The sequence below is a fragment of the Pseudomonas sp. AC463 genome, assembly GCF_979253585.1.
The window spans coordinates 210046-225954 of sequence record NZ_CEEDDZ010000002.1 but is presented as its reverse complement, the minus strand read 5'-3'; the positions used below and the strand labels follow the sequence as shown (position 1 = coordinate 225954).

Genomic DNA, 15909 nt, shown 5'->3' with positions numbered 1-15909 from the left:
GTTATAGCTACCGTCCCACTATTTGACCAGCGTAAAAAAGCCGCAAGGCCGGAATAATCCAGGCTTGCGGCTTCTGTTTACGGCGATCAGCGCGCGGTGATTTTCCACGCCCGGTGGATCTTCGCGTTACGCGCGAAATCCGGGTCGATGGTCTTGTCGCTGATTTCCTCGACGGCGTAGCGTTCGCTGAGGTTGTCCTCCAGCGCAAACTTGCGGAAGTTGTTCGAGAAATACAGCACACCGCCCGGTGCCAGGCGGGCCATGGCCAAGTCGAGCAACTGCACGTGGTCACGCTGCACGTCGAAGATGCCTTCCATGCGCTTGGAGTTGGAGAAGGTCGGCGGGTCGATGAAGATCATGTCGAACTCATCGCGGCTGGCCTCCAGCCACGCCATCACATCACCCTGCTCCAGGCGGTTCTTGTCGGAGAAACCGTTGAGGGAGAAGTTGCGGCGGGCCCAGTCCAGGTAGGTCTTGGACAGGTCGACGCTGGTGGTGCTGCGCGCGCCGCCCTTGGCTGCGTGCACACTCGCGGTGGCGGTGTAGCAATACAGGTTGAGGAAACGCTTGCCGGCGGCTTCCTTCTGGATGCGCAGGCGCATCGGGCGGTGATCGAGGAACAGCCCGGTGTCCAGGTAGTCGGTGAGGTTGACCAGCAGCTTCACGCCGCCTTCGCTGACCTCGGTGAACTTGCCCTGGGCGCTCTGGCGCTCGTACTGCTTGGTGCCGCTCTGACGCTCGCGACGCTTGACCACCACGCGGCTCTTGTCGATGTTCAGCGCCTGGGGAATCGCCGCCAGCGCATCGAACATGCGCGCCGAGGCTTTTTCCGGGTCGATGGACTTGGGTGCGGCGTATTCCTGCACGTGGACCCAGTCGTGGTAGAGGTCGATGGCCATCGAGTATTCCGGCATATCGGCGTCGTACACGCGGTAGCAATCCACGCCTTCACGCTTGGCCCACTTGCCCAGCAGCTTGAGGTTCTTTTGCAGGCGGTTGGCGAACATCTGCCCGCCTTCGCTCAGGCGTGCCTGCTCGACCACTGGCGCCGGGGCCGGCTTGATCGGGTTACCGTTCTTGTTGTACTGGCGCTCTTGCGGCTCGACCGGGGCCTGGTCATAAGCGGCTTGCTCACGCTCGGCCTGGCGCTGCTCCGGGGTGCGGCGCTCGCCGGTGACGAACTGATCCGGATTGACCTTGATCAGCAGCAATTTGCACGGCAACGCGCCGTTCCAGAACGAATACTGCTTGTGGCTGCGGATGCCCATGCGCTTGCCCAGGTCCGGGGCGCCGGTGAACACCGCCGCTTCCCAGCCCATGCACGCCTGACGCAGGCGCTCGCCGAGGTTCTGGTAGAGGTACAACAGGCTGGCTTCGTCACCCAGGCGCTCGCCGTAGGGTGGGTTGCAGATCACCAGGCCTTTCTGGTTCTGGTCCGGGCGCGGCTCGAAGGTGCCGACTTCGCCCTGGTACACCTTGATCCAGTGGCTCAGGCCTGCGCGTTCGATGTTGTTGCGCGCGGGCTGGATCAGACGCGGGTCAGCTTCGTAGCCACGCACCCACAACGGCGGTTTGTTCATGCCGATGGCGGCACGTTCCGACGCTTCGGTGTGCAACTTCTTCCACAGCGCCGGGACGTGACCGAGCCAGGTGGTGAAACCCCAGAGTTCGCGGTTCAGGTTCGGTGCCATGTCGGCGGCGATCATTGCGCCTTCGACCAGGAAGGTGCCCACGCCGCACATCGGGTCAGTCAGCGCGCCGCCTTCGGCAGCAATGCGCGGCCAGCCGGCGCGGATCAGGATCGCCGCCGCCAGGTTTTCCTTCAATGGCGCAGCGCCCTGCTGCAGGCGGTAACCGCGCTGGTGCAGGCTGTGACCGGAGAGGTCAAGGGACAGAATCGCTTCGCCACGGTCCAGGCGCAGGTGAATGCGCAGGTCGGGGTTGATCTTGTCGATGGACGGGCGTTCGCCGGTCGGGGTGCGCAGCTTGTCGACAATCGCATCCTTGACCTTCAGCGCGCCGAAGTGAGTGTTGTCGATGCCCGAACCGTGGCCGCTGAATTCCACAGCGAGGGTGCCGTCCGGAACCATGTGGTCGGCCCACTCGATATCCAGCACGCCGTGGTAGAGGTCTTCGGCGTCCTTCATCGGGAAGCGCTTGAGCACCAGCAGCACTCGGTTGGCCAGACGCGACCAGAGGCACAGGCGGTAGGCGGTTTCCATGTCGGCCATGCCGCGCACGGCCGAGGTGTGCTCGCGGGCTTCCTCAAGGCCAAGCCCGACGGCTTCCTCGATCAGCAGGCCTTCGAGGCCCTTGGGGCAGGTGAGGAAGAGTTCAAAACGGTCCGACATGGGGCATTCCAGGCTTTTCAGCAATAAATGAACGGGCGACGCATCGCCGGTTCGGTTTTCAATCAAGCACTTTTCTTGAAGAGTGCTCGCGTGGCACGAATGTGCCGTTCCACCCCGTCTGCCGGGCCCTTGAGCCTTTATTGACGGGGCAGAGTGAATTTTTGAAGCAACAAAAAGAAATATTCCGACCCTTCGTCGAATAATAACCGACTGCAACAGGCGGGCATTCTCACTAAAGGATTAAACCTGTCCTCTTTGCAGGGTGCATCATAGCTGGCTTTGCCCAATAAAAGGGGCGAAAAGCCATCCCAGCTTATGGCTATAGCATCGTTATCGTTACGTGCTTATGACAAAACGATCATTGAATCCATGTGACCTATTGGTTAGAACTCAACACAGGTTGGCGCCGTAACGACGCCGACACATAGGCTCGCCACGCCGGCAGCGAGCCCACCAACGGCAGAAAAACTCTGCCCGGCCCCAGACGAGGCCGAAGGATATCAAGACAGTCAACAAGTGAGGGAAACACCCTATGAGAAGACTTAAGCGTGATCCGTTGGAAAGAGCATTTTTACGCGGATATCAATATGGCGTTCATGGCAAATCCCGTGAGCTTTGCCCATTTACTCTACCGTCGGTACGCCAAGCCTGGATCAACGGCTGGCGAGAAGGACGCGGCGACAACTGGGACGGTATGACTGGCACTGCGGGAATCCACAGACTCAACGAACTTCACGCCGTCGGCTAATCAAGGGCATTTAATTCCGACACCACCATGAATATGTAACGACTTAACCACGCACGCCCTATCCAGGCGGCGGGCTTCGGCCCAGGGGCTCCTTCAAGGAGCCCTTTTTATTGCCTGCAGATCAAGACTTCTTCGGCAGTGCCGCAATTGCATCCACCGACTGGCGAATCAATTCAGGGCCCTTGTAGATAAAGCCCGAATACAACTGCACCAGGCTCGCACCCGCAGCGATCTTTTCAGCCGCATGCTTGCCTTCGGTAATGCCGCCCACCGCGATGATCGGCAAACGCCCGCCCAACTCAGCGGCCAGCACCTTGACGATATGCGTGCTCTGGTCGCGCACCGGGGCACCGGACAGGCCACCGGCTTCATCGCCATGGGCCAGGCCTTCAACGCCGACACGGCTGAGGGTGGTGTTGGTGGCGATGACTGCATCCATGCCCGAGTCCACCAGGGCCTGGGCGACCAGCACGGTTTCTTCGTCGCTCATGTCCGGGGCAATCTTGATGGCCAACGGCACGCGCTTGCCATGGCGCACGGCGAGGTCTTCCTGGCGCTGGCGCAAGGCTTCGAGCAATTGCTTGAGGGAGTCGCCAAACTGCAGGCTGCGCAGGCCTGGCGTGTTCGGCGAGCTGACGTTGACGGTGACGTAGCTGGCGTGGGCGTAGACCTTGTCCAGGCAGATCAGGTAGTCGTCGACGGCGCGCTCCACCGGGGTATCGAAGTTCTTGCCGATATTGATCCCCAGGATGCCCTTGTACTTCGCCGCCTGAACCCGCGACAGTAAATGATCAACGCCCAGGTTGTTGAAGCCCATGCGATTGATGATCGCCTCGGCTTCCGGCAGGCGGAAGATACGCGGCTTGGGGTTGCCCGGCTGCGGCCGTGGGGTCACGGTGCCGATTTCGACAAAACCGAAACCCAGCTGTGCAAAGCCATCGATGGCCGCGCCGTTCTTGTCCAGGCCAGCCGCCAGCCCGACCGGGTTGGGGAAGTCCAGTCCCATCACCGACACCGGCATTTTCGCCGGCGCCTTGCACACCAGACCATTGAGCCCCAGGCGGCCACCGGCACCGATCAGGTCCAGGGACAGATCGTGGGAGGTTTCCGGGGAGAGTTTGAACAACAGCTGGCGGGCCAGGGTATACATGGGCGGGCTAGACTCGGATGGCGGCGAAAGGTGGCGCCGATTATAGCCGGGGTCACGGCGCGCGCGCGAGGCGTGCCGTGCAAACGTCAATGCCGCTGCATGACCAGGGCCTCGTACTGCGTCCAGATTTTTTCTGCATAACGCAGGCGCAACGCCTCGAGCTGCGGCCCGCCGCCCACTCCCACGTTGTAGGAACCCACCGCCGTCCAGTTATAGCCAAAACGCTGGATGAACTCCGCGAGAATCGAAGCGCCCACCTCCACCGACAGGCAAGGCTCGGTCAACAGACGCTCCTCGGTAATCCCCTGCTTGAGCAGGCGCGGCAAATGAATGCTGTTTATCTGCATCAGGCCGATGTCTCGGGTGCCGTTGCTGTTGGTTGCGTTGACCGCCCCGGCACGGGAACCCGACTCCACCACGGCGATAGCTTGCAACAGTTCCGGCTCGATGTCGTAGCGACTGGCAGTCTCGGCCCAGCAATTGGCCAGCACCTGGTTGCTGCCCATCAAGATGCCGACCAACAGCCCTTTGCTCCAGAACCTAGCCATGTTTCAACCGCTCATGGCTGACCTGGCCGCAGACCGAACACACATGCCCTCTCTGCCCCCGTCCCCCCGCCGACGCTTCCCGATCGGTCTGCACCGCGCAGGTAAAACGATAACCTCGACCGTAGATCGTCTTGATAAACACCTTGTCCACGCCCAGGTATTTGCGCAGCGAGTAAATGCAACGTGTCAGCGACTCCTCAGAGACTTCCCCCTGCGGCCAGGCCAACTCCAGCAGGCGATCCTTGGTCATCAACCCACCACCGGAAGCCAGCAGCAATCGCAATACATGCCATTCCTTGGGCGGTAACTGAACATCTGACCCCTCCCCGGTCAGGCGCCCGTCGCCATGCAGGGTCCAACGCGCAAAAACCAGCGCATGTGTCGTCATTTCACTCTTCGCGACGACCATACATACCTCGGTATCCGACAACTGACATTGAAGCCCCTATTTCCAGTAACGGCGTATCCGCCCATGTCACAACTATAAAAACCTGCCCTACTCCTCACGCTAGGAAAAAACCTATATATCCAGAGATATCAAGAACCAAAACGTAGGACGCTTCCCTACCCTGCGCCCCCCTCATAAATCTCATGCAGCTCAACGCCCAAACGATCCTCCAACTGCACCAACTCCCCCAAGGCAAACAGCAGGCCATTGACGCGTACTTCCACGCAGTGAATAGCCTCAGGCGCCAATGGCAATACCTTGCCTGGCGCAAAAGCTGCGAGGCGCCTGCGGCTGACCAATTGTTCCTGTAGCAAGATTTCCAGATGCATGGGGTAACGCCTTCTTCACGGAGAAACTTCGCGGCCCGGTTGTACAAACGCACGCTGCACACGCTCGTATTGCGCCGCAGTCAATGGCGGAGGCCCGACGCCCCCTGCCGGAGTCTTGAACTCGTCACCCACGGCCCGCGCCTGAATGACAAACAGGCGCACCGGCGCCGAACGCCCGGCCACCGTGCTGCGCACCTGCTCTGTCGAGTCTCGTCGAAACGCTCCCAACCACAAACGTTTGCCTTGCGGCACACGAACCACGCTATCAATGCCCACCCACCCCACCGCTGAAGGCACGTCGCGTCGCGCCGCCTCGGTCATCTGGCGACCATCCTCGACATCAAGGTGCAACGCAATCTGGTTAGCCTCGGTAAAACGCGGCAATACGCTGACCTGCGTGCCATAACGCACGGGCTTCCAGTCGGCCTCATCGCTACCGGGGGCAGGCAAGTAGAAGGTGTGGTTGTCCTGGAACACCGCCGGCACATTCTCCTGGGTGAGAATCACCGGCAACGTCACCACCCTTGCGCGCCGCCGGCGTTCCAGCACCGTGATCTGCGCCATCAAACGGTTATCGTCCAGGGGGTCCATGATTCGAGTGGTCGAGGCTTCGCCGTCGTCCCCTCCACCGAGCCCGAGCTTCTTGAGCTCGTCACGATCCACGTCCACCAGCCACAACGACACTTCGATCGATCGCTTGGGTACATCCAGTTCGGCCACCAGTTTCTGGATCAAGCTCACCTGCGCCGGCTTGCCCTTGATCAGCAGGCTATTGGCGTCCGGAAAGGCGATCACTCCGATTGTCTTGTCGGCCAGCAATCCCTTGCGCTCACTGGCCAGCAACGTTTCGATCATCGATGCCATGCCCGGCACTGTGACCGGGCTGTCGCTGGCGCCGTAATGGCGATCTTCCACCTGGGTATTGAGTACCTGAACCACTGCAAAGGCCTGGGTACCTACGCGCAGGTCCGCCCGTTGCCGGTCCATCAGTTGGGCCAGGCGCAGAACCTGATCGACATAATTCGGCGGGCCGGACACGTAAAACGTCCGCCCTCCACTTACGCGCAAGGGATAGCGCGACTCATCGAGGCCCGAGCGGCGCATGAGGGCACGTAGCCTGTCGATGGAAATATGCCGCAACGCGACCGCCGAGTTCTTGGCTTCGCCAGCGTCATAGACATAAAGCACTTGCCCGTCGCTGTACCAGATCAAATCCTGTTGCAGCGCGAGTGCCTCCAGGGTCTGTTGCGGCGCATCGAGGTCAAGCAGCCCGCTGATGCGCTTGCGCGCCACCGCACGGCTCACGACGATGGGCACGCCCAACGGCAAAGACAATGCGGTAAACACGGTATGCAGGCTTTCGTCCTGTGCCTGGTAAGTTTCGCCACAGGCAAGCGAAGTGCCCAACATCAACGCGGCAAACAGCAGCCAGCGACAAAGCCAGCGGCGGGGCATGGTTGCGGAGAATTCAGCGTACACCGTGGGGCTCCCTGGGCAGCCTGGCATAAAGAAGCGGCCATACTGAAAGGCAGTCCAGTTTCAATCTTGATGGAAAGTTGACGGCCAGCCGCGCCTGTCGCCCCGTGGCATGTGCCTTGCTATGGACTCTGTATCAGAGCGCGCGCCAACGGCGGAGCGAGCTTACGGACAAAGGCGTCGTTACCTGCAATGGCTTACATCGCCAGGTGCAGGGAACGACGCTTTTTTTTGAAAGAAAAGGTAGGTCTTGATGAACGATTCGGTTGGCAACAGCCCGAGAAACGACGCGTTGGCCTGGGTCAACGGCAGTGATGCCCCGGAAAAAAGCAGCCTCGACCTCGGGTTCATGGCCCTGAGTGATTGCGCCTCGCTGGTGGTGGCCGCCACCCAGGGCTTCGCGCAACCCTATGGGCTGACCCTGAACCTCAAGCGCCAATCCTCATGGGCCAACCTGCGCGACAAACTGGTCAGCGGTGAACTGGACGCCGCCCACAGCCTGTACGGGCTGATCTATGCCGTGCACTTGGGCATCGGCGGCGTGGCCCCCACCGACATGGCAGTGCTGATGGGTCTGAACCAGAACGGCCAGAGCATCAACCTGTCCCGTGGCTTGCAGGAGCAAGGCGTGACCACTCCTGAGGCACTCGACCGCCACGTGCACCAAAGCCGAACAAAACTGACCTTCGCTCAGACCTTTCCCACAGGCACCCACGCCATGTGGCTGTATTACTGGCTGGCGAGCCAAGGCATTCACCCTTTACAGGATGTGAACAGCGTAGTGGTCCCGCCGCCGCAAATGGTCGCGCACCTGCAAGCCGGGCGTATCGACGGCTTTTGCGTCGGCGAGCCTTGGTGTGCCAGCGCTGTCCAGCAACACCAGGGTTTTACGCTGGCGACCACCCAGGCGATCTGGCCGGATCATCCGGAAAAAGTCCTCGGCTGCACCCAGGCCTTTGTCGATCAGTACCCCAACACCGCCCGCGTGCTGGTGATGGCGGTGCTGGAGGCCAGTCGTTTTATCGAACAGAGCATCGAGAACCGTCGCTCCACCGCGCAATTGCTCAGCGGGCGCGATTACCTTGATGCCCCGCTCGACTGCATCGAGCCGCGCTTGCTCGGCGCCTATGCCGATGGCCTCGGCAACAGGTGGCAGGATCCTCACGCCCTGCGCTTCTTTGGCGCTGGCGAAGTGAACCTGCCGTACCTGTCGGACGGCATGTGGTTCATGACCCAGTTCCGGCGCTGGGGCCTGCTGCGCGAAGACCCCGACTACCTGAGCGTTGCCCGCCAAGTGCAACAGCTGCGGCTCTACCGCCAGGCTGCCGAAGCCGTGGGGATCACGGCCAGTGGGCACGACATGCGCAGCAGCCAATTGATCGACGGCAAGGTCTGGGATGGCTCGGACCCCGCCGGCTATGCGCGCAGCTTCCGCCTGCATGCCATGGCCGACGCAGCCCACCGCCAAGCCTTGCGCTGACAGGAGCCCACCATGCTGCGAATCCTGTTGATCAACGACACGCCGCGCAAAGTCGGCCGGCTCAGGGCCGCGCTGATCGAGGCCGGTTTTGAGGTGATCGATGAGTCGGGCCTGACCATCGACCTGCCCGCGCGCGTCGAAACGGTGCGCCCGGACGTCATCCTGATCGATACCGAGTCACCGGGCCGTGATGTGATGGAGCAAGTGGTGCTGGTCAGTCGCGACCAGCCGCGGCCGATCGTGATGTTTACCGACGAGCATGACCCGGACGTGATGCGCCAGGCCATTAAATCCGGAGTCAGCGCCTACATTGTCGAAGGCATCCAGGCCCAGCGCCTGCAACCGATTCTCGACGTGGCCATGGCGCGCTTCGAAAGCGACCAGGCCCTGCGCGCCCAGCTCCAGGCCCGCGACCAGCAGTTGGCCGAGCGCAAGCGCATCGAGCTGGCCAAGGGCATGCTGATGAAAATGAAGGCCTGCAATGAGGAAGAGGCCTACACCCTGATGCGCCGCCAGGCCATGAGCCGCCAGCAGAAACTGATCCAGGTCGCGGAGCAGATTATCGCCATGAGTGAACTGCTCGGCTGATGTGGCTCAGCTCTTGCTAAAGAATCATTACAGGTAACCAACGGCGGTTGCCCCTCCACGACAAAGACGTCGCACACCCGGTTTGCCCTCGCGAACCCGGTGGCGGCGTTTTTTCGTTTTGGCCCCTTAACACGGGGCCGGTGGGGTGGCCTCAACCGGCAACTCCATCACCAGGCCTTCTTACAAGACTCCCAACCGTTGAGGTGCGTGATGAAATCAAGCTTCTGGAAATCCGGGCACACCCCGACCCTGTTTGCCGCGTTCCTGTATTTCGACCTGAGCTTTATGGTCTGGTACCTGCTGGGCCCGCTGGCGATACAAATTGCCGCCGACTTGCACTTGACCACTCAACAACGCGGCCTGATGGTTGCGACGCCGATCCTCGCCGGGGCGATATTGCGCTTTCTGATGGGCATGCTGGCCGACAAGCTGTCGCCCAAGACCGCCGGGCTGATCGGCCAGGTGATTGTGATCGTGGCGCTGTTCGGTGCCTGGAAGCTGGGCATCCACAGCTATGAACAGGCGCTGTTGCTGGGCGTGTTCCTGGGCATGGCCGGCGCGTCCTTTGCAGTGGCGCTGCCGCTGGCATCCCAGTGGTACCCGGCGGAACACCAGGGCAAGGCCATGGGCATCGCCGGTGCCGGTAACTCGGGCACTGTGTTTGCTGCGCTGCTCGCACCGGTGTTGGCTGCGGCGTTTGGCTGGAGCAATGTGTTTGGCTTTGCGCTGATCCCGCTGATCCTCACCCTGATCGTGTTCGCCTGGCTGGCCCGCAACGCCCCGGAACGCCCGAAAGCCAAATCCATGGCCGACTATTTCAAGGCCCTGGGCGACCGCGACAGCTGGTGGTTCATGTTTTTCTACAGCGTGACCTTCGGTGGTTTTATCGGCCTGGCCAGCGCCCTGCCCGGCTATTTCAACGACCAGTACGGCCTGAGCCCGGTCACCGCCGGCTACTACACCGCCGCCTGCGTGTTCGGCGGCAGCCTGATGCGCCCACTGGGCGGCGCCCTGGCCGACCGCTTCGGCGGGATCCGTACCCTGTTGGGCATGTACAGCGTGGCGGCGATCTGCATCGCGGCGGTCGGTTTCAACCTGCCAAGTTCCTACGCGGCACTGGCACTGTTCGTCTGCACCATGCTCGGTCTCGGCGCTGGCAATGGCGCCGTGTTCCAACTGGTGCCCCAGCGTTTCCGGCGTGAAATCGGGGTGATGACCGGGCTGATCGGTATGGCCGGCGGCATCGGCGGTTTCGCCCTGGCGGCGGGCATGGGCGCCATCAAACAAAGCACCGGCAGCTATCAACTGGCCCTCTGGCTGTTCGCAAGTTTGGGTGTGCTGGCCTGGTTCGGGCTGCATGGCGTCAAGCGTCGCTGGAGAACCACTTGGGGTTCCGCCGCCGTAACGGCCGCACGCGTCTGATGAGCCTGCAACTGAGCGTCGCCCAGGCCAGCGCCATCGGCCCCCGGGCCGAAAACCAGGACGCGCTGCGGGTGGTCACCCCGGTGGCGGAGCTGGCGGCAAGCAAAGGCTACCTGTGCGCCATGGCCGACGGTGTGAGCCAGTGCGCCGACGGCGGCCTGGCCGCTCGCTCGACCTTGCAGGCCCTGGCGTTGGACTACTACGCCACACCGCAAACCTGGGGCGTGGCGCAGGCGCTGGAGCGCTTGCTGCTGGCGCAAAATCGCTGGCTGCAGGCCAACGGTGGCGGCCAGCCATTGCTCACCACCCTCAGCGCCCTGGTGTTTCGCGGTCAACGCTTCACCCTGGCCCATGTCGGCGATTGCCGGGCTTATCGCTGGCTCGACGGTGAGTTGCAACGCATCAGCGAGGATCACGTATGGGAACAGCCCGGTATGCAGCATGTGCTCAAGCGCGCGCTGGGGCTGGACCAACACCTGGTGCTGGACTTCCTTGATGGCCAACTGCGCGAAGGCGAGTGCTTCCTGCTACTCAGCGATGGGGTGTGGGCGACCCTGGGCGATCACAGCATCAGCGCCATCCTGCGTGAGCAATTGGACCTGGAGCGGGCGGTCAACACCCTGGTGAGCGCCGCTCACCTGGCGGGCAGCCAGGACAATGCCAGCGCCCTGTTGGTGCGCGTCGACAGGCTCGGCGCGGCCACCCTCGGCGATGCCTTGGTGCAGTTGCAGCAATGGCCGTTGCCGCCGCCGTTGAAGGCAGGGCAACACTTTGAGGGCTGGCAGGTAGAAAGCGTATTGGCGCAGAGCCGGCAATCATTGTTGTACCGGGTGCGGGATGCCCAAGACCAACCCTGGCTGCTGAAAACCCTGCCCCTCAGCCACGACGATGACAGCGACGCCGGCCAGGCGTTGTTGTCCGAGGAGTGGTTTTTGCGGCGAGTGGCCGGGCGCGCCTTTCCTGAAGTGCATGCCGCCAGCGGCCGTCAGCATTTGTACTACGTGATGCGCGAATACCCGGGTAAAACCCTGGCCGAACTGTTCGCGCAACAAGGTCCGTTACCGCTGGCACAATGGCAGTCCGTGGCCGAGCGCCTGCTGCGGGCCGTGGGCATGCTGCATCGACGACAGATCCTGCACCGCGACATCAAGCCGGAAAACCTGCTGCTGGGGGACGACTCGGAACTGCGCGTACTGGATTTCGGCCTGGCGTACTGCCCAGGCCTGTCGCAAGACCGCGCTCACGTACTGCCCGGCACGCCGAGCTTTATCGCCCCCGAAGGCTTTAATGGTGAGCCTCCTACGAGCCAGCAGGATTTATACAGCGTCGGCGTCACCTTGTATTACCTGCTGACCGGGCATTACCCCTACGGTGAAATCGAAGCGTTCCAACGCCCCAGATTCACCCAGCCCATCAGCGCCAGCCGCTATCGCCCCGACCTGCCGGATTGGCTACCACTGAGCCTGGAACGGGCAGTGGCCGCCAACCCGGCACAGCGCTACGAAACCGCCGAGGAATGGTTGCGGGTATTGGAACAGGCCGACCGACAAGAGCTGAGCATTCGACCCAGACCGTTGCTGGAGCGCGAGCCCTTGAAGGTCTGGCGCACCTTGGCGCTGCTTTCGATGCTGATCAATCTGGTGCTGCTTTATTCACTTTTTCACAGCTGAACCAATCTCTACACGAGGGTAAACCCATGAATGCAAAAGTCTGGCTGGTGGGCGCAGGCCCCGGCGACCCGGAGTTGTTGACCCTCAAGGCAGTGCGAGCCATGAACGAAGCCGATGTGGTGCTGATCGATGATTTGGTCAACCCAGCGGTGCTGCAACATTGTGCCAAGGCGCGGGTGGTCACCGTGGGTAAACGCGGCGGCTGCCGATCCACCCCTCAGGCGTTTATTCACCGCCTGATGCTGCGCTACGCACGCCAGGGCAAGTGTGTGGTGCGGCTAAAGGGCGGAGATCCGTGCATTTTCGGACGCGCGGGTGAAGAGGCCATGTGGCTGCGCGAACGAGGAGTCGAGGTAGAGTTGGTCAACGGCATTACAGCAGGGCTGGCCGGGGCGACGAATTGCGATATTCCGCTGACCTTGCGCGGAGTCAGCCGTGGCGTAACCCTGGTCACGGCCCACACTCAGGACGACAGCCGCCTGAACTGGCGTGCATTGGCCGAAGGCGGAACCACGCTCGTGGTGTACATGGGCGTGGCAAAGCTGGAGGAAATTCGCCAGCAATTGCTGGAAGGCGGGATGGCGGCGGACATGCCGGTGGCGATGATCGAAAATGCCTCGTTGCCCCAGCAGCGCGAATGTCGCAGCGAGCTGTCGCGCATGTATGAGGATGCCCAGGCATTCGCGCTGAAGAGCCCGGCAATCCTGGTGATCGGCCGTGTTGCCTGCGCAGCCCAAGCTGCTTGTATCGCCTCGGTAGCCAGCGCCTGAGGCAAATCGCAGGCGAAAAAAAGCCCGGCCTAAGCCGGGCTTTTTTCTACCACTCAGTAATTACTGAGCTTGAGCTTCAACCGACGCTTCTACGCGACGGTTAACAGCACGACCAGCTTCAGTTGCGTTGTCAGCAACTGGGCGGGATTCGCCGTAACCTACAGCAGTTACACGGCTAGGAGCCACGCCGTCTTTAACCAGGACTTGCTTAACAGCGTCAGCACGACGCTGGGACAGCTTCTGGTTGTAAGCGTCTGGACCTACGGAGTCAGTGTGGCCAGCAACTTCTACGTTGGTAGCTGGGTACTGAGCCATGAAGTCGGCCAGGTTTTTAACGTCGCCGTAGCTGTTAGGCTTAACAACGGACTTGTCGAAGTCGAACTTAACGTCCAGCTCAACACGAACAACCTGAGCAACTGGAGCTTCTGGCTCTGGAGTTGGCTCTGGAGCTGGTGCTGGGGTAGGAGCTGGAGCTGCTGCGCCAGCGTTACCGCCGAAGTTCACACCCAGGCCGACCAGTGCGGAGTAGTCCCACTTGCCGTTGTCGATTGCGTAGTCAGCTTCAACACCAGCACGAGCGTACAGGTTGTTGGTGAAGTAGTACTTCACGCCAGCGCCAGCGATAGCCAGGGTCGACTGATCGCGACCACTGTGGCCGTCAGCCTGAACGTTGGTACGGCTCTGGTGGCCGAAACCGCCTTCAACGTATGGACGCAGGCTATCAACGCCAGCCTGACCGAAGTGGTACTGAGCAGTCAGGCTGCCGGTATCGCCTTTGATCTTCTGGTTGCCAGTGCCGTCGTTCGAACGGGTGTGGTTAGTCTTGTCGTACGACAGGTTCAAGGACAGGTCGTCGGTCAGGAAGTAACCAATGCGAGCGCCTGGATTGAAGCCGTCTTCGATGTGCTTGACGCTATCGTTGTACTGCTTCTTGTAGAACAGCTCGCCTTCAACTGCGCCTTGGCCTTGTGCCAGAACGCCGAAAGAAGTAGCGGCAATAAGAGAACCAATGGCCAAGCCCAAGGTGTTTTTCAGTTTCATCCGTTAAATCCCCATCTGGTGATTGTAAAGCAGTCCCACAAACCGGGGGACAACTCGGTGGCAAGTCTAACAGAACTTGCCTACACGTAAGAGATATTTGCCACGCACTAAGTTTCAGTCTCGCCCGCAAATTTCTCACGTAATTTATCTAGAGCACGTTTGTAACGCATTTTTGTAGCACTCAAACCCATGTGCATGATGTCAGCGATTTCCTGAAATTCCAGCTCTGCGACAAATCGTAGCACCAGAATTTCCCGGTCAATCGGGTTCACATACACCAGCCAGCGATCGAGTCCGCCCTTCTCCTCGGGTGCCGGCGTCTTTTCTTCAGACGCCTCCTCAAGGGGGTCAAGACTCAATGCGTCCATCAAGCGACGCTTTCGCCGTTCCTTCCGATACTGCGTGATGCACTCGTTGTACGTGATGCTGTATAGCCAGGTTTTGAACTTCGATTTGCCCTCGAAGTTCTTCAAGCCGTACAGCACCTTGAGCATCACTTCCTGACAGACATCATCCGCATCTCTATCGTTCCCTAAATACCTTGAACAAACGTTGAACAAAGTGCGTTGATATCTGCGCATCAATTCTTCGTAAGCGCGAGTTACGTGAAACAGCTCCGTGTGCGCGCGCGCGACCAACTCCTCATCAGAGAGCTCACGGGGGTCATAGCGCGTGGACAGCGTTTGGGCTTTATTCAAAACAAGTCGTGCCGACAGTCAGGTCAATGTCCGCTACAGCCCGGTCAGCCGGGTTTGCGGCGGCGTACATTAGCAGGGTTTACCGGGTTAGCGGCTACTGACCTGCTGCTCGAGGAGGATCCGATTGGACAACGACACCAGGTCGCCGTCATCGGTCAGCACCGTCGTCTTGACTGTGCCGATCTCTTCGATTTGCCCTTCGACCTCGCCCACACGCACCTGTTGCCCTACCTGATACAGCTCACGCACATAGATTCCCGCAAGAATCTGCCCGGCAATTTCCCGGCTTCCCAACCCCATGGCCAGCGCAACGGCCAGACCAACGGTAATCAAAACAATCACAATCACATGGTTGAGCAGGTCAGTCTTGACCTCCAACTGGCTGATTGCGACTGAAATACTGATGATGATCACCAGGCCCTGAGCGATTCGCCCCAGGCCGGCAGCATAGTCCAGCCCCACGCCTTCGGCCGCGCCGCGCACCAGGCCATTGGCCAGTTGCGCGAGCAAAACACCTACCAGCAGTACCAGCGCGCCACCGAAAACCTTCGGCAAATACAGCGCCAGCATGTCGAGCGTAGCTGAAACTCGCTCAAGTCCAAGGGATTGAGCCGCAGAAACCAGAAAAATCAGCAAAACAAACCAATAAACGATCTTGCCGATCAATGTGGAGATCGGCACTTGCAGCCCGGCACGCCCCAAAAGCTTGGTCAGGCCGGTGCCTGCCATCAAGCGATCAAGACCCAGCTTTGCGAGCAATTTGGACAGCAGGGTGTCGAGCAGTTTGGCCACGACAAAGCCCAGCAGTACCAGTACCAGGGCACCAAACAGGTTGGGAATGAAATTCGCCACCTTGGTCCACAATGCGGTCATCGCGGTGACCAGGCTCTGGGTCCAGAGATCAAGTTCCATATTCAATCAGCCTTATCAGCAGTGCGAGCAAGAGGTTTACGACGGGAAACAGGCGATACGTGGGCCGAACCGTTGTTCAGGGCCATCATCAACGCCGGCAGCCAGCGGCCGAGCAGACCGAACAGGTCACCCGCCCCCACCTGACGGTTGGCGGTTTTCAACACGCGGCCCAGGCAGGCATCGTCGTCACGGTTGGACGGCGAAGCATTGAGCATGTCACGCAAAGACTGTTCGAACGGATCGTGCATATAGACCTCTCGCAAGTGTTTTAAAAGACG

The 15909-nt window shown here is 60.7% G+C and carries 16 protein-coding genes; 6 read left to right on the top strand and 10 right to left on the bottom strand.

Features of this window, described 5'->3' with window-relative positions; translation table 11 throughout:
* Positions 1 to 86: 86 nt before the first annotated feature.
* The gene (gene rlmKL / locus AC0IYH_RS03230) at positions 87 to 2351 is read right to left on the bottom strand and encodes a bifunctional 23S rRNA (guanine(2069)-N(7))-methyltransferase RlmK/23S rRNA (guanine(2445)-N(2))-methyltransferase RlmL (RefSeq protein ID WP_116626060.1); all 2265 of its coding nucleotides are present in this window, start codon (positions 2349 to 2351) and stop codon (positions 87 to 89) included.
* Between the two features lie 532 nt (positions 2352 to 2883).
* Here rlmKL and rmf point away from each other — a divergent pair.
* Positions 2884 to 3099: a ribosome modulation factor gene (gene rmf / locus AC0IYH_RS03225; RefSeq protein ID WP_002553055.1), complete on the top strand. Its 216-nt coding sequence runs from the start codon at positions 2884 to 2886 to the stop codon at positions 3097 to 3099.
* A gap of 121 nt (positions 3100 to 3220) precedes the next feature.
* Here rmf and AC0IYH_RS03220 read toward each other — a convergent pair whose 3' ends face one another.
* From AC0IYH_RS03220 to sctC, 5 genes are all read right to left on the bottom strand, one after another.
* The gene (locus tag AC0IYH_RS03220) at positions 3221 to 4249 is read right to left on the bottom strand and encodes a quinone-dependent dihydroorotate dehydrogenase (RefSeq protein WP_116626059.1); all 1029 of its coding nucleotides are present in this window, start codon (positions 4247 to 4249) and stop codon (positions 3221 to 3223) included.
* An 86-nt stretch (positions 4250 to 4335) separates the two neighbouring features.
* Positions 4336 to 4797 carry a transglycosylase SLT domain-containing protein gene (locus tag AC0IYH_RS03215; protein ID WP_116626058.1) on the bottom strand — a complete coding sequence of 154 codons (462 nt, stop codon included), beginning with the start codon at positions 4795 to 4797 and terminating at the stop codon, positions 4336 to 4338.
* Positions 4790 to 5206: a winged helix-turn-helix domain-containing protein gene (locus tag AC0IYH_RS03210; protein ID WP_471832946.1), complete on the bottom strand. Its 417-nt coding sequence runs from the start codon at positions 5204 to 5206 to the stop codon at positions 4790 to 4792. Before AC0IYH_RS03210 ends, AC0IYH_RS03215 begins: the two co-directional genes overlap by 8 nt.
* A gap of 155 nt (positions 5207 to 5361) precedes the next feature.
* Positions 5362 to 5574, bottom strand: coding sequence for a FliM/FliN family flagellar motor switch protein (locus AC0IYH_RS03205; RefSeq protein WP_116626056.1), 213 nt, complete (start codon positions 5572 to 5574; stop codon positions 5362 to 5364).
* A 15-nt stretch (positions 5575 to 5589) separates the two neighbouring features.
* The gene (gene sctC, locus AC0IYH_RS03200; protein WP_122772408.1) at positions 5590 to 7029 is read right to left on the bottom strand and encodes a type III secretion system outer membrane ring subunit SctC; all 1440 of its coding nucleotides are present in this window, start codon (positions 7027 to 7029) and stop codon (positions 5590 to 5592) included.
* Between the two features lie 274 nt (positions 7030 to 7303).
* Between sctC and AC0IYH_RS03195 the strand changes: the two genes are divergently transcribed.
* The 5 genes from AC0IYH_RS03195 to cobA all read left to right on the top strand — a co-directional run bounded on the left by AC0IYH_RS03195 (position 7304) and on the right by cobA (position 12980).
* Positions 7304 to 8530 carry a CmpA/NrtA family ABC transporter substrate-binding protein gene (locus AC0IYH_RS03195; RefSeq protein WP_122772409.1) on the top strand — a complete coding sequence of 409 codons (1227 nt, stop codon included), beginning with the start codon at positions 7304 to 7306 and terminating at the stop codon, positions 8528 to 8530.
* Between the two features lie 12 nt (positions 8531 to 8542).
* A complete protein-coding gene (locus AC0IYH_RS03190) occupies positions 8543 to 9118 on the top strand; it encodes an ANTAR domain-containing response regulator (protein ID WP_065940675.1) in 576 nt (191 codons plus the stop codon).
* Positions 9119 to 9328: 210 nt separating this feature from the next.
* A complete protein-coding gene (locus AC0IYH_RS03185) occupies positions 9329 to 10540 on the top strand; it encodes an MFS transporter (protein WP_116626054.1) in 1212 nt (403 codons plus the stop codon).
* The gene (locus tag AC0IYH_RS03180) at positions 10540 to 12210 is read left to right on the top strand and encodes a protein kinase domain-containing protein (RefSeq protein WP_471833018.1); all 1671 of its coding nucleotides are present in this window, start codon (positions 10540 to 10542) and stop codon (positions 12208 to 12210) included. Before AC0IYH_RS03185 ends, AC0IYH_RS03180 begins: the two co-directional genes overlap by 1 nt.
* Before the next feature lie 26 nt (positions 12211 to 12236).
* The gene (gene cobA / locus AC0IYH_RS03175; RefSeq protein WP_116626053.1) at positions 12237 to 12980 is read left to right on the top strand and encodes a uroporphyrinogen-III C-methyltransferase; all 744 of its coding nucleotides are present in this window, start codon (positions 12237 to 12239) and stop codon (positions 12978 to 12980) included.
* A gap of 60 nt (positions 12981 to 13040) precedes the next feature.
* Here the strand turns inward: cobA and AC0IYH_RS03170 are convergent, their stop codons facing one another.
* The 4 genes from AC0IYH_RS03170 to AC0IYH_RS03155 form a co-directional block, all read right to left on the bottom strand.
* Positions 13041 to 14021, bottom strand: coding sequence for an OmpA family protein (locus tag AC0IYH_RS03170; protein ID WP_116626052.1), 981 nt, complete (start codon positions 14019 to 14021; stop codon positions 13041 to 13043).
* A 107-nt stretch (positions 14022 to 14128) separates the two neighbouring features.
* Positions 14129 to 14719, bottom strand: coding sequence for an RNA polymerase sigma factor SigX (gene sigX, locus AC0IYH_RS03165; RefSeq protein ID WP_116626051.1), 591 nt, complete (start codon positions 14717 to 14719; stop codon positions 14129 to 14131).
* A gap of 87 nt (positions 14720 to 14806) precedes the next feature.
* The gene (locus AC0IYH_RS03160) at positions 14807 to 15631 is read right to left on the bottom strand and encodes a mechanosensitive ion channel family protein (RefSeq protein ID WP_003175519.1); all 825 of its coding nucleotides are present in this window, start codon (positions 15629 to 15631) and stop codon (positions 14807 to 14809) included.
* A gap of 2 nt (positions 15632 to 15633) precedes the next feature.
* Entirely contained in the window at positions 15634 to 15879 is a 246-nt protein-coding gene (locus AC0IYH_RS03155) for a hypothetical protein (protein ID WP_005790375.1), read from the bottom strand.
* Positions 15880 to 15909: the final 30 nt, after the last annotated feature.

Excerpts from the sequence above, each read along its gene's own strand:
- AC0IYH_RS03220 (WP_116626059.1), bottom strand. The coding sequence starts at position 4,249 with ATGTATACCCTGGCCCGCCAGCTGTTGTTCAAACTCTCCCCGGAAACC.
- AC0IYH_RS03205 (WP_116626056.1), bottom strand. The coding sequence starts at position 5,574 with ATGCATCTGGAAATCTTGCTACAGGAACAATTGGTCAGCCGCAGGCGC.
- AC0IYH_RS03180 (WP_471833018.1), top strand. The coding sequence starts at position 10,540 with ATGAGCCTGCAACTGAGCGTCGCCCAGGCCAGCGCCATCGGCCCCCGG.
- AC0IYH_RS03160 (WP_003175519.1), bottom strand. The coding sequence starts at position 15,631 with ATGGAACTTGATCTCTGGACCCAGAGCCTGGTCACCGCGATGACCGCA.
- AC0IYH_RS03155 (WP_005790375.1), bottom strand. The coding sequence starts at position 15,879 with ATGCACGATCCGTTCGAACAGTCTTTGCGTGACATGCTCAATGCTTCG.
- rlmKL (WP_116626060.1), bottom strand. The coding sequence starts at position 2,351 with ATGTCGGACCGTTTTGAACTCTTCCTCACCTGCCCCAAGGGCCTCGAA.
- cobA (WP_116626053.1), top strand. The coding sequence starts at position 12,237 with ATGAATGCAAAAGTCTGGCTGGTGGGCGCAGGCCCCGGCGACCCGGAG.
- AC0IYH_RS03215 (WP_116626058.1), bottom strand. The coding sequence starts at position 4,797 with ATGGCTAGGTTCTGGAGCAAAGGGCTGTTGGTCGGCATCTTGATGGGC.
- AC0IYH_RS03195 (WP_122772409.1), top strand. The coding sequence starts at position 7,304 with ATGAACGATTCGGTTGGCAACAGCCCGAGAAACGACGCGTTGGCCTGG.
- sctC (WP_122772408.1), bottom strand. The coding sequence starts at position 7,029 with ATGCCCCGCCGCTGGCTTTGTCGCTGGCTGCTGTTTGCCGCGTTGATG.
- AC0IYH_RS03190 (WP_065940675.1), top strand. The coding sequence starts at position 8,543 with ATGCTGCGAATCCTGTTGATCAACGACACGCCGCGCAAAGTCGGCCGG.
- AC0IYH_RS03170 (WP_116626052.1), bottom strand. The coding sequence starts at position 14,021 with ATGAAACTGAAAAACACCTTGGGCTTGGCCATTGGTTCTCTTATTGCC.
- AC0IYH_RS03210 (WP_471832946.1), bottom strand. The coding sequence starts at position 5,206 with ATGGTCGTCGCGAAGAGTGAAATGACGACACATGCGCTGGTTTTTGCG.
- AC0IYH_RS03185 (WP_116626054.1), top strand. The coding sequence starts at position 9,329 with ATGAAATCAAGCTTCTGGAAATCCGGGCACACCCCGACCCTGTTTGCC.
- rmf (WP_002553055.1), top strand. The coding sequence starts at position 2,884 with ATGAGAAGACTTAAGCGTGATCCGTTGGAAAGAGCATTTTTACGCGGA.